This window comes from Spirosoma gilvum, assembly GCF_054776815.1.
Genome location: NZ_BAAHBH010000009.1, coordinates 73076 through 85691, shown reverse-complemented (window position 1 = coordinate 85691; position 12616 = coordinate 73076). Strand labels below are relative to the sequence as shown.

Genomic DNA, 12616 nt, shown 5'->3' with positions numbered 1-12616 from the left:
TTCGGCTTGTAGCTGGGCGGGATTTTCTTTACTTTCGGATACACTGAATCTTTTTTTCGTGAATCCAACTCCAGTTATTCAACTTCAGAACCTGCAAAAGTCGTACGGTTCAACCCTCGTTCTTAAAGGAATCGATCTCACGGTATCAGCTGGTCAGGTCGTTGGCTACATCGGCCCCAATGGAGCCGGGAAGTCAACGACGATCAAAATTCTGATGGGCATGCTCCCCGACTATACGGGTGAAGCCACCATACTTGGCCTGGATGTAAAAACCAATGCGCTTGCCATCAAACGGCGGGTTGGTTACGTCCCCGAAAATGCTGCACTGTACGACACCCTGACGCCCATGGAGTACTTACAATTCATCGGGCAACTTTATGAACTTGATCCAGCCCATATCGAACGTAAAGCCCTCGACCTGTTACGGTTATTCCAACTGAGCGATCATACCAACGCGCGCATGACCACTTTCTCGAAGGGGATGCGTCAGAAAGTGCTACTTATCTCAGGGCTTTTGCACAATCCAGATGTCATTTTTCTGGATGAACCGCTATCAGGTTTAGATGCGAATGCCGTGGTACTGGTCAAGGAGATTATCCGTCAATTGGCCAATGACGGCAAAACGATTTTCTACAGTTCACACCTGATGGATGTGGTCGAGAAGATTTCGGATCGAATCATTATCATCAACCAGGGTCAGGTAATAGCTGATGGGACATTTGCCGAACTTCAGCACCAGCGCCCTGAATCGCTGGAACAGTTATTCGCGCAACTAACGGGTAGCGAAGGGCAAACGGGCGTAGCTGAAGAATTTATCCATACCCTGAAAAATTAAGCGGCATGATCACCATTATCCTCTGGGTTCTTGATCGGCTGAAACCGCTTTTTCAGACGCTAGGTGCCGATTATGGTCAGTTACGCGCCATTGTGCAGGTCAAACTCACGATGGACAGCCGACGGAGCTTTGTCAGCCTGGGGCGCTATGGCAAGCAATCGGCGGAGAGCAACAACAATTTTATTCGGATTCTGGCGATTTACGCTGTTATTGGCGGCCTGATCAGCTTTGCTATGCTGGGGATTGCGCCTAAAGAAAATCTGTTCCTGCCGCTAACCTTACAGTTCAGCTACATCATGGCCCTATGCGCCATGACGCTTATCTCCGACTTTTCATCAGTCATTCTCGACTCGTCCGACAATCAGATCATACTGCCCCGGCCCGTCAGCAGTCGAACGCTGTGGCTGGCTCGTGTCGTGCACATTACCAGCTACCTGTTTGCCATTACGTTATCGTTGACGCTGGTTAGCATTTTCGTTATGGCGAGTCGGTTTGGGGCTGCATCGGGTTTGTTGTTTTTAGTGTTGAGCTTGCTATCGGCGGTGCTGATGGTGTTTCTAACGAACATTTTCTATCTGGTTCTGATGAAATTCACTAGCGAGGAAAAGCTTCGGGAAGTGATCAACTACTTCCAGATCGTGATGGCGATTCTGTTCTATGGCAGTTACCAGCTTTTGCCCCGGCTGATCGGTTCAGAGCGAATGCTACAGGAGCCATTAGCCCATCAGAGCTGGCATTATCTGGTACCACCGATGTGGATGGCTGGAGCTGTTGATAGTTTTATTCAGCCAGTATTCGATCAAATTCACCTGATTTTTCTGGCGCTGGCTCTAGTAACACCCTTTGCCGGCCTGTGGTTTATGAATCGGTTTCTCACCACTGATTTTACCCAGAAGATCAGCAGTATCGATCAGGAGGGGCGAACAGCTCCATCCACGATCACCGCTACATCAGCAAATCGGCAAAGTTGGATGGAACTAGTAGCCGACTGGTTTACGAGCAATTCGCTGGAACGAGCCGCCTTTGCTTTTACCTGGCGAATAACGGGTCGGGATCGAAAATTCAAGTTAAAGACCTATCCACAATTAGGGTTTGGCCTTGCTTATGTGATTGCCATGTCGTTTCAGTATGGAGCTTTTAGCTCTGGAAGCTTTTTCTATTTGTTTGCTCTTTACTTTGGGAGCATTTACGTGATGGTAGCGCAATATCAACTGCGTGTTTCGGACAACTATCGGGCGTCGTGGATTTATGGGAGTGCCCCTATTGAGGAACCGGGCAGCATTCTGTCAGGCGCTTTAAAAGCGATCATTATCAAGCTCTTACTTCCTTTTTACACCCTGTTGGCGGCTTACGTCCTGTTTCGGTATGGTATCGATAAAATCAGTGATGTACTTCTGGCCTTCAGTAATTCGCTGGTCATGTTATTGAGTGCGGCACTTCTCTCAACACGTTCGATGCCCTTTTCGGTCGAACAGGATGCGCTGAAGCAGAATAATACGGCACGTGGGCTACTAACCAGTATTGTGTTAGCCCTCGTCGGTTTTTCCCATTACGGCCTGACGCGAATACCATATGGCGTTTGGATAGCGATTCCGTTTTCAATTAGTCTTTGCTGGTATTTATTTCAATACTATAAAAAGACAGGCTGGGAATCGATAGAGGTGAGCTAAAACGACAAAAGCCTGCTCACAGTAGCAAGCAGGCTTTCTTCACGGTAGTTGTTAGGCATTTATTGTCAATTCACCACCCGAACACGCACAGGTTCGGGTACAATCTGCGTCCCATCATCCAGCGTCACCAGAAACAGAAACTGTATTTCGGTGTAATTGGGCAAAGCGACCGGCGCGGTTGCTACAGTAGGATACTTCGCCTTGAAAGCAGCAATTGTAGTGGTGAACACGGCCGTGGTGCCAGTACCTGCAATTGGAGCTGCATTCATCAATGTGGCGGCTGTAGCCGAGTTGAGGTTACCCACCGTGATACCTGTAGCGCCACCCAGTACCTTAGTGATTTCCTTGATGGTACGACCGCTGCTGGCTGGGATCGACAAGGTAAACTGAATAGGGCCGCCTGCAGCCAGCGAACTGACAATAAACGGGTTGAATCCATAGGTGGTCGTTCCGGGGAAGGTTACCGGAATGGCCGGACGATTGTCCCGAACCAGATCGCTGTAGACCAGATCATCTTTACAGGAGAAGCTGCTACCAGCCACTACGGCCAGCAACAACAGATTTATTAGTATCTTTTTCATGAAAATTTGACTATCAAGTTCAGTTAACCACTAATCTACATCCCACCATACCCGTACGTTCGATTGCGGAGCGGGGTTAGGGAAATTGGGGTTACGTTGAATTTCAGTGTTGATATATACGGCCCGTACGGGTCGGGTGCCATCGATACCGGCTGCGTTCTGCGAGGGTTGCAGCACAGGGTAGCCCGTACGGCGATAATCATTCCAGGCTTCCAGCCCATTTCCGGTCCAGGCGATGTACTTCTGGGTGATGATCTGAGCAATTTTCTGCTCAGCCGTTCCCGAAAGCGTAGCCACTGTTGGATTAGCAGCCAGATAGGCAGTGATCTGGTCGGCAGTTAGCCCAGCCAGGGTCATCGACGCGGTGATACCTTCGGTGTAAAGCGCCTGTGGATCACCGGGAGTACCCAGCCGCAGAGCCGCTTCGGCCAAAATAAATGCCCGCTCGAAGTTGGTGGTCATCCGAACAGGACCTTCGCCCGAATTGCCCGTAATGAATTTATTGTAGCGCGACCAGTTGGTTACAGGAGCCGGTAATGTACCTCGAAAACCGTTATCGATCGTTACATAATCCGCACCGGGTTTGGTGAAGAAGATGGGCAAACGAGGGTCATTCATACTTTTGAGCATGTTCAGATACCGCGTGCTCAAAATGATGTCATCCTTAAAGGTGCTTACATATGTATAGGAGTAGCGGGGGTCCTGGCTACCCACTGTAGACCCAAACGTAAAGTTCATATCGTTTGCGTTAGACGTGATGTAGTTGTTACCCGTCAATACTTCGTTGATTACGCTGGTTGCCAGGGCCGGTTCTTTACGGCTGATAACGGTCGCAAACTTGAGCAGTAAGTTATTTCCAGCTCGCTTCCATTTAGCCAGATCGCCCCCATAAATCAAATCTTCAGCACCCGGTTTTAACGTCGAAGGGGCATCTAGGTCTTTGATACCTTCACGCACTAAATCGAACAGGCTCTGTATACCCTGCGATGAATTGCCTTTGTAGATATCTTCCTGCTTATCGATACGCGGTGCCGTGAAGGCTTCGCCCTGCAACGCCTGCGAATACGGCACATCGCCCCATACGTTCGTCGCAATCGAGAAGGTGTAGGCCTTCATGATTTTGGCAATACCGGTATAAGCTTTTGAGTTGGTGGCATCACCGAGTTCGATCAGCTTTTGAAAATTAACGAGACCGCCATTATAAATTTCAAAGCGCCACTGGTTTTCCATATCGGCCCCATTGGTCTGGAATACATCGTAATTGGCGGGGTTATTTCCTGCTCCGGCCAGATGCTGAACCAGCGTTTCGGCAAATCGGTTGACCTCGTTAGCTTCAGCGAAAGCGGTACCAGCCTGAGCCCCTGGCAACAACACGGCTGGTGTGACGGCTGTTGGGTTGTTCGGCGTAACATTTATGTCGAGGAAGTTGCTACAGGCACCCATACCCACAAACAGGGGCAGCAATAAGTAGCGATTATATCGTAGTAAGCTCATGAGTTTCTTTGTTGAATACTGGAATTAGAACGTGAGTCGGATGTTGCCGCCGAAATTGCGGGTGTTGGGAGGTCCATTTAAGTCCAGTCCCTGAATATTACCAGCCCCCTGTGTGTTAATTTCCGGATCGGCCGGGTAGTTGGGCGCGTAGAAATACAGGTTTCGACCGCTGACACCGACTGAGATCGACCCGAACGGCGTTTTACCCAACAAGCTTTTCGGCAACGTGTAATTCAGAGCCACTTCGCGGAGACGATAAACGGTGGCATCAAATACGGCCGCTTCGGAAGCCAGGCCACCAAGTCCGGTAAAGCCGGTTCCGCCCCAGTAAGCCTGCGGACTCAACTGAATATTATTTGGGCGGAAGGTTCCGTCGGCATTCTGAATTACGCCCGGCAGAATTCGTGGCTGATCGCGGTCCTGACCTGTAACGTATAGTGAGCCATTGCCCCGAAGATCGACCGTTGAGAACGAGTAAAGCTGACCACCCTGACGCGTATCGATCAGCACTGATAGGGAAATCCCTTTATACGAGAATGTATTGGTCAGACCGGCAATGTAGTTCGGCTGTGGATTGGAAATGACCGAGCTCGCAATACCCGGTGCAAATTGTCCCGATGTGCCATTGATCACATACTGGCCGACATACTGCCCCGTAGGATCATAATACAGGGCATTCGGATCGGTATTCTGTACACGGGCATTCGCGGTACCAACTACAACGCCGTACGGATAGCCTTCATAGATTGAAGGAATAATCCCGGTAAATGCATTCGCTCCCGACCCAACCAGGTTCGTTGCCGAGCTACCCACTGCTGACGATTTAACTCCCGGCGCAATGGAAATAACTTTGTTCCGAATCAGGGTGTAGTTCAGGCTAACATCCCATTTGAACCCGCTGGCCCGTATAGGTGTGGCATTCAGAACAACCTCGACGCCCTGATTCCGCAACTCACCCACGTTGGTGGTTCGCGTATCAAAGCCTGATGTATTGGCAATGGCTACGTTAAATATTTGGTTGGTGCTTCGGGTATCAAAATAAGAGGCATCAATGCTGAATCGGTTCTTAAAGAAACCCAGGTTGATACCTACTTCCTTAGAGGTAACAAACTCCGGTGTCAGGTTATTATTCCCGATTCGGGTACTGAGCACAAAACCCGGAATGCTGCCATTACTTACTTGCAGCGGAAAGGTAATGTTGGCTACGTTGTTCCCATAAGTCGCTCCGTTGTACACCGATGTAAGCAGGTACGGGTCAGCATCCCGACCTACGCGAGCGATACTGGCCCGCACTTTAGCATATGATAAAATGTCGGAGTTGAGCTTAAACGCATCCGTTGGCACAAAGCTGACCGCTACCGATGGATAGAAATACGTGTTATTTGCCTGGGGTAAGGTCGACGATTTATCAGCCCGGCCCGACAGTTCGAGGAAGAGGTAATTGTTATAATTCAGCGATAGCTGGCCGTAGTACCCTACCAACCGACGAGCCGTACTAAACTCACCCGTTCCAGTGCCTGCCGTAAACACGGTGCCGTTACCCACATTATAAAAACCCGGAATCGTCAGCGACGAGGCATCGATCAGGACTTCCTGCGTTTTGCGCTGATTGACATTATTGCCTAACAGCAGGTTAGCATTTAATCCTTCCAGGAAAAGGTTATCCTTCCGGGCCGTAATCAACAGATCGCCGTTGAGTTCATTACGGAAGAAATTATCCTGCTGGATTTCGCCCGTTGGGGAGCGCCCGGCGCCAATCGGAAGTGTCAGTTTACGTCGGTCGGTATAGGTGTCGCCCGTGACCCGGTAGGCTACGTTCAGCCACTTCGTTATATCATAACTAATCTGGAAATTGCCGAAGAAACGGTCCACCTGACTATCCAGCTTCTCATTATTGACACTCCACTGCGGGTTGTTGTTTGTGGTGGAGTAGTAAATACTTCGGCCATTGGCATCCTGATACGGCTCGTTTGCCAGATCATAACTTCGTGGTATCCGGGTTATCTGACCGAACGCACTGGCACCATTCCCACCCGGAATCCCCGTCGACACAGTTTGTACATAAGTACCTGTTCCGCTAATCCGTAACCCATTTTGCAGACGCGACTCTCCCCCTAATTGAACATTCGTACGGTTGAATTTCGAGTTCTGAATGATGCCATTCTGTAACGTATTTCCAATGGCGATAATGTAATTACGATTGGCATCACCGGAGGCAATATTGACCGAGTTTTGCAGAATACTTCCCTGCCGGTAAAAGTCCTTTACATTATTAGGATAAGCCAGATAGGGCACTGTATTACCCTGCGTATTGGTCACCGAAGTAGGACCACCTGCAAAAGGTAGCCCCCAGGAGTTGGTCGAGTTCGACACAAACAGGTTATTGGCTCCCTGGCCGTAATCGTTCTGGAAGCGGGGCAAGCCATATACATTCTGAACGTTGAACGACGAATTGACGGTTACTTCGGTCTTGTTATTCTGGTTTCGGCCCGACTTCGTTGTAATGACGATAGCCCCTGCCGATGCTCTTGATCCATACAATACCGCAGCTGCCGGTCCTTTCAGCACGTTGACCGATTCAATACTTTCGGGGTTAATATCATTCAGCCGGTTGGCGGGCTGCGTCCCAAACAGCGTGTTCTGGGTTAGGTTAACGTCGTTGCTAAAGATAATTCCATCGACTACGATCAGTGGCTGGTTGCTTCCCGTAAATGAAGTAATACCCCGAATGTTGATGTTGGTCGATGCGCCGGGTGCGCCACTAGCCGCCGTAATGTTGACCCCTGCCAGTTTCCCCTGTAAGGCGTTGAGTAGATTGGGCTCTGAACGCTGCGCCAGAATATTACCACTAACTTCCTGCGTTGCGTACCCCAGCGAGCGTTTATCCCGCTCAATTCCCTGAGCCGTCACCACAATTTCGTCCAGGCTTTGCGCGCCAGTGACTAAAGCGATATTAATGGTTGACTGATTGCCAATAGCCACTTCCTGACTGGCGTAGCCGATGAAGCTAAAAATCAGGCGCCCATCGGCCGGGGCACTGATCTGATACCGACCATTGACATCCGTCGTGGTGCCTCGAGTGGTTCCTTTTACCTGAATGCTTACGCCGGGCAGCGTTTGGCCATCGTCAGATGACGTAACACGGCCGCTAACGTTTACATCCTGCGCTGATACCTTACAACAAATGAACAGAACCAGCAGCCAGCTTGTGATGAACGTGAACTTCATGTTTTGAGTAAAGATTGATTACATAGAAAACTCTAAAATTGGTGGCGATTCGGAGCGTAGTCTGCCGACCAATGAGTCGGCCGGAGAGCCAACACTTCGGATACCAGCCCTACAATTCGTTCAAAGGACGCGCGTAAGTAGCGGGCCAAGGGTAATCCCGATAAAGGTTATCGCTTTTGTTTTTCGATTTACTGTTGGCTCGAAAAACCAGGAGGGTTATTCCCGAAATCAGTACTTACTGCTTCGGAAATAACCCTCTTTAGGACGTCCATCTTCAACCCTGCTTTTTCTGGGAATAGCCTCTAAAAAGTCACTCTTTTTAAGAGATTAAATGGATATGCTTCAATCCTTCTTTTATTCACTATGGATGTGGATTCTGTAATGCGCTGGTCGAAATCGGACTCCGTGTATTGTTCGTCGTATATCGCTCCACGCTACCGAAGCCGCGCGAAACACCTTTACCCAAGCCCAGTCCATCGGGCAGGATACTATTTGCCAGAAAACTACCGGAAAAGGCAACCATTCGCTGGTTCTTAAATTGGGTAGCCCGCTCCTCCAGCGACAAGTGTACCAGCAATCGTTCGTGGGGAGCCAGCCATAACTCAAATGTCCGAAATGTGGCCAGGATCTGGCTGGTAAAAACCCGTTTCAGTTGTGCCGATTGTTCGGCTTCCGAGTAACGCCGGTAGTCGCGATAATTATCCTGATTAAGTGCCATCCAGAGTGTCACAAATTGATAGTGCATCAACTCATCAGCCATTCCGATAGGTACCTGTTCGCAGCGAATGTGTTTGGTATGCACCGGATACTGTTTTCCATCAATCGTTAACTCCGAAACCTGAAGAAAAAGCTGGGAGAGCAATTCAGCACCTTCGCCCAGTCCTACTAAGGTCGGAATATGTCGCAATACCTTATACTGTACTAATGGGTAGGCATATCGAAAGCGAACCGAGCCGGTTGAAAGCTCATCATCACCTTTCAGATGGTTATGCAGTAGGGGTGAATACTCCCGAAACAGCTCACCAAAATACCCACGTAGCTTATGGGCATCACGCGTATTGAGCGTAATCTCCGGGAAGGTGATCGTCGTTTGCGGAATGACTGTCTGGGTTGGCATAGGTAGAACCGGCTGCGTCAGAAAAGAATAATATTGGCCTCTTTAACCGGATAATATTCCGTAACCCGCGCCCGAATCGGCCTTCCTTTACGGTCCAGCAGGATATCGTCGCGCTCAGTAACCTCTCGATCCGTATTCATTTCGATGGCAAATAAACTCTGCTCGATCAGTTCATTATGGCCAGCCAGTAAGCCAGCTCCCTCAAAACCCAACAGGTATTTTCGGGGAATGACCGAATGAATTGAAACAGCTTCGGCCGATCGATGAGCCTTTGTCGTCACCTCACCCACCCACTCGAAATTAGAGAGCAATCCAGCCAGGCCAAGCGAAGGTGTATACACACACGTATGGGTTTTGAGCGTCTGTTTCAACGCCTGCCGAACGTCTTCGTTCTGATGCCAGACAAATAGCCGATAGCGCGGTTTATAGACATACTCAACGAGCGAAGGCTTCGGATTGCCGTCAACGCGTTTGAGGGTCGATCGTAAGTTGGCCCCTAATCGTTTCATAACGATCGGATTAAGAACCGAAATTCCCAGCAGGCATTGCTTGTTGGCAAACGTATTCAGGTACGCGCTATCAATTTTTGACAAGCCCAGCAAAGCCCCTATATACCCATACAAAGAGGTTTTTGGTGGAATGGCGTAGGAAACGGCGGAGGTAGTTGCATAAATTTTTTTGAAATGAGCATAATCTCCCCAAATATCAAAAATCAGGATTTGCCGATTCATAGCGCATTGGAGGGGATGGGTTGAGAGAGCTGAATACGGTCGTCCTGTAGCACGGTGATGCGTTCAATTCGATCAGCGTATTTAGTCAGGACAGCTACTAACGGTGCGGTATCGACCGTAAAATCGTCAATATCGCCATAGGCATCTTCCCGCTTACCCGCTTTGGGAATCAGCCGAAGTCGTTCAATCAGGTCGCCAATAAAAAAACCATCTTTATAATCGATTTTGACCAGCAAGCGGGGCATATGCCCTTTTTTGGAGCGGGTAAGCAAGCTTTTGGTACCGTACCAGATGGCCTCGGTAAGTTGGGCTATATCCTCTTCAGTAGTTCCGACGTATTTGGCCGCCTGCTCATTGATTATTCCATGAAACGCAATCAGTCCATACGTGATGATGTATTCCTCGCGAAACGTTTTCTGTATCGACTCTTCTTTGGTTGCAAAAGCACCCGTTCCTTTGATAAACGTTTCCTGAACGCGATTCAGCGAGCGTCCCATGCCGAACTGAACCGGCCCCGTAAAATGAAATAATTTATGCGTATCAACGGGCTCCTCGGTCTCTCCCCCTTCCGAGTCGATACCCACTTCAACCAAGGCTACTTCTCTGGCCTGCCTTCCAACTTTTGGACTTGCTTTCGGAGCCGATACCCCGCCAAACAACCGGACATCTATAAACTTTTGCAGGTACTCTTCCCGATTGTTATACGATTTTGCCCGCTCGGTACCCGTTACGGCTTTACCCCCCATCGACCTGACAAAAATATCACCTTTGCTGCCTGGTTCTCCGTCAAAACCATGTTCAAGCAGGTAGTCGCGGATGGTGCGTTTCAGGCGCACATCGGTCACCAGACAACAGCCCGACTCTTCGTCGATCCGTGGCCGGTTCGCATCCAGCGGGTCTCCATTTGGGTTACAACGTTTGGCATCGTATAAAAACAGGATTTCACTGCGGTTCCGAATCGTATTCATGCGTTCAATCAGTCAATTACTTAGGCACCAGGCTAATCACTAATTCACTCAATTACTTATGCGATGGGGCTGGTAACGGCCTTTTTCAGGCGATTGATACGGATCTGTTCCATCGTAAATGCCTTTTGCATCGCCATACCTACGGCAAACGAATAGGAAATCTCGGTTTTCGACAGGCTATTATCAGCCAGTAGCAGCGCAGGACCAATGTGGGCGTCGAGTTCGGCCAGCCGGGCCAGTTCAGCTGGGTAGAAATGTCGTTTGTCGTTCATCCCCGTATCCATATACTCGCCGATTTTAGCGGTCAGCTTCAGATGTATTTTACGGAGCTGATCAACATCCAGATTCAGCCCGTTTAGATACTGGCGAAACGGTTGATTTCGGTAAAAACTCTTTTGCTTGGCCAGTAGTAACTCGACTTCACAGCCCAGGTAAAAAGCGGCCCGCCGAAGTGGATGCGTCAGTAAATCAGGATGTTGACGTTCAAACGTCTCAGGTACCAGCCCAACGGGTTGCGGAGTAGTGGGTTTCATGTTGGAAAAAGAAAAAAGGTTCAGTTGATAGAAAAATTGAAGCAATACGAATGATTGCCGAATCTGACGATTGACCAGATAGGCACTGGCATCAGTGGCCTTGAAAGTCGCCCGAATCTCACCTATAAACGCTCGTAGGAGTTGCTCCCGATCCAGCGGCTGGTTATAAAAAACAGCTTCAACAACATGGAAAAAGAACGAGTGGAAATGCCATTTATCCCTCCCTTTCACCTTGACCATTTCGGCGAAATAATCCTTTATCGCAGCCAGCGTAATTCTGAACGGCTCGGCTTGTCCCTGTACCAAACTGACCGACTCCATCAGACCTGTATAGCTTTGTTCAATCGCATTTTTTACCGCCATAATTTGCCGGAAACGGGTGGGCAGGATATTGGCTACCTGTAATTTGATAGCAAACTGAGCCTGATTTTCCTCGTAGAAGAAAATGTCGTAGTACACCGGCTCGAAACTGACCGAACCATTAGGCGATAGGCCACCTATTTTCTCATCGATCATCGTTGTCTGATCAATGAAGGCATAAATAGCTTTCCCATCGATAATTGTATCGGCATTGGCTGAACGAAGGAAATTGACCAGAAACTGCGCTGCCTGTTCGTCGGGAACGGTATCGAAAAAGCGGGGCATGACCAGGTACTTCATGCCAAAAAAGGGCCGTGCAAGGTGCCCAAGTATCAGTCGCTTAGCCCCTTCGAGCCATTTTACCGCATCGGGCGATACCGGAAACATTTTGTACGAATCCTCTCCATCGAACCCGTTCCGGGAAAAGGCTGGCTTCTCGACCGTAAACCCCAACGTATTCACCCGTCCCCATACCTCAGGCACCTGTTCGTAACTTACAGCACATACTTTATGGCAAGCCCGCGACTTCCGCCAGTAGGTTGCATACGGCATTTTATCCTCAAGGTATAGTGCCCGAAAGGTTGCGTCATCGCCAAAGTAGCGCCCATTGAGTCGGATGGTAAATAGATATTTAACCGTACTATCAAACGAAAGCTTCCGCAGCATCTGTTCAATGTCGTCGATCTGACTATCGCTGATAAAATCGTGCTGGTAATTCTTAACCGACTGCCGGATTTTTTTCACCATCGTACGGATACTCTCCGATTGCTTTTCGGCAGTCGGTTGCGGGTGTACATACAAGGTCGGGACCAGGTTTGTCGCATTGGCTTTGGCTTCCCGAAACAGATACCGATCGACCCAGTCGGGATTGAACGCTTCAATGGATAGCTCGGGCGCTAATTGTCCTTCGTTTATGTCGGCAACAATAACGAGTGCTGTGCCCTGCCAGGTCGGAAATGGATTAGACCAGGGTCGAAAATAGTCCTTATAGTCGTCCAGCCCGGCAAGAAGCTTACCGGCCATATACAGTGATTTAATCATACCGCAAACGATTGGGCTATATGTCTGTCCGCTACGCTGGATAGCTTACAGCACATCC

The 12616-nt window shown here is 49.3% G+C and carries 9 protein-coding genes; 2 read left to right on the top strand and 7 right to left on the bottom strand.

The annotated features are described in order from the left end of the window. The first annotated feature begins 58 nt into the window (after positions 1 to 58). Both ACYVFD_RS22645 and ACYVFD_RS22640 read left to right on the top strand, forming a co-directional pair. Positions 59 to 835 carry an ABC transporter ATP-binding protein gene (locus tag ACYVFD_RS22645; protein WP_461092790.1) on the top strand — a complete coding sequence of 259 codons (777 nt, stop codon included), beginning with the start codon at positions 59 to 61 and terminating at the stop codon, positions 833 to 835. Positions 836 to 840: 5 nt separating this feature from the next. After that, positions 841 to 2505, top strand: a complete 1665-nt coding sequence (locus ACYVFD_RS22640; RefSeq protein WP_461092789.1) for a hypothetical protein — start codon at positions 841 to 843, stop codon at positions 2503 to 2505. Positions 2506 to 2570: 65 nt separating this feature from the next. Here ACYVFD_RS22640 and ACYVFD_RS22635 read toward each other — a convergent pair whose 3' ends face one another. The 7 genes from ACYVFD_RS22635 to ACYVFD_RS22605 form a co-directional block, all read right to left on the bottom strand. After that, positions 2571 to 3086: a hypothetical protein gene (locus ACYVFD_RS22635; protein ID WP_461092788.1), complete on the bottom strand. Its 516-nt coding sequence runs from the start codon at positions 3084 to 3086 to the stop codon at positions 2571 to 2573. Positions 3087 to 3116: 30 nt separating this feature from the next. Continuing rightward, complete coding sequence (locus ACYVFD_RS22630) at positions 3117 to 4580, bottom strand: SusD/RagB family nutrient-binding outer membrane lipoprotein (protein WP_461092787.1); 1464 nt, start codon at positions 4578 to 4580, stop codon at positions 3117 to 3119. A 24-nt stretch (positions 4581 to 4604) separates the two neighbouring features. Beyond that, positions 4605 to 7808, bottom strand: a complete 3204-nt coding sequence (locus ACYVFD_RS22625) for a SusC/RagA family TonB-linked outer membrane protein (protein WP_461092786.1) — start codon at positions 7806 to 7808, stop codon at positions 4605 to 4607. A gap of 361 nt (positions 7809 to 8169) precedes the next feature. Further along, on the bottom strand, positions 8170 to 8925 hold the full coding sequence (locus ACYVFD_RS22620; RefSeq protein WP_461092785.1) for a CRISPR-associated endonuclease Cas6: 756 nt from the start codon (positions 8923 to 8925) through the stop codon (positions 8170 to 8172). A gap of 17 nt (positions 8926 to 8942) precedes the next feature. Then, positions 8943 to 9656, bottom strand: a complete 714-nt coding sequence (cas5b, locus tag ACYVFD_RS22615; RefSeq protein ID WP_461092784.1) for a type I-B CRISPR-associated protein Cas5b — start codon at positions 9654 to 9656, stop codon at positions 8943 to 8945. After that, complete coding sequence (gene cas7b / locus ACYVFD_RS22610; RefSeq protein ID WP_461092783.1) at positions 9653 to 10624, bottom strand: type I-B CRISPR-associated protein Cas7/Csh2; 972 nt, start codon at positions 10622 to 10624, stop codon at positions 9653 to 9655. The genes cas5b and cas7b overlap by 4 nt, the downstream gene beginning before the upstream one ends. Positions 10625 to 10680: 56 nt before the next feature. Beyond that, positions 10681 to 12558, bottom strand: a complete 1878-nt coding sequence (locus ACYVFD_RS22605) for a TM1802 family CRISPR-associated protein (RefSeq protein WP_461092782.1) — start codon at positions 12556 to 12558, stop codon at positions 10681 to 10683. Positions 12559 to 12616: the final 58 nt, after the last annotated feature.

Coding starts and splice junctions, on each gene's coding strand:
- ACYVFD_RS22635 (WP_461092788.1), bottom strand. CDS start 3,086: ATGAAAAAGATACTAATAAATCTGTTGTTGCTGGCCGTAGTGGCTGGT.
- ACYVFD_RS22605 (WP_461092782.1), bottom strand. CDS start 12,558: ATGATTAAATCACTGTATATGGCCGGTAAGCTTCTTGCCGGGCTGGAC.
- ACYVFD_RS22630 (WP_461092787.1), bottom strand. CDS start 4,580: ATGAGCTTACTACGATATAATCGCTACTTATTGCTGCCCCTGTTTGTG.
- cas5b (WP_461092784.1), bottom strand. CDS start 9,656: ATGAATCGGCAAATCCTGATTTTTGATATTTGGGGAGATTATGCTCAT.
- ACYVFD_RS22640 (WP_461092789.1), top strand. CDS start 841: ATGATCACCATTATCCTCTGGGTTCTTGATCGGCTGAAACCGCTTTTT.
- cas7b (WP_461092783.1), bottom strand. CDS start 10,624: ATGAATACGATTCGGAACCGCAGTGAAATCCTGTTTTTATACGATGCC.
- ACYVFD_RS22620 (WP_461092785.1), bottom strand. CDS start 8,925: ATGCCAACCCAGACAGTCATTCCGCAAACGACGATCACCTTCCCGGAG.
- ACYVFD_RS22625 (WP_461092786.1), bottom strand. CDS start 7,808: ATGAAGTTCACGTTCATCACAAGCTGGCTGCTGGTTCTGTTCATTTGT.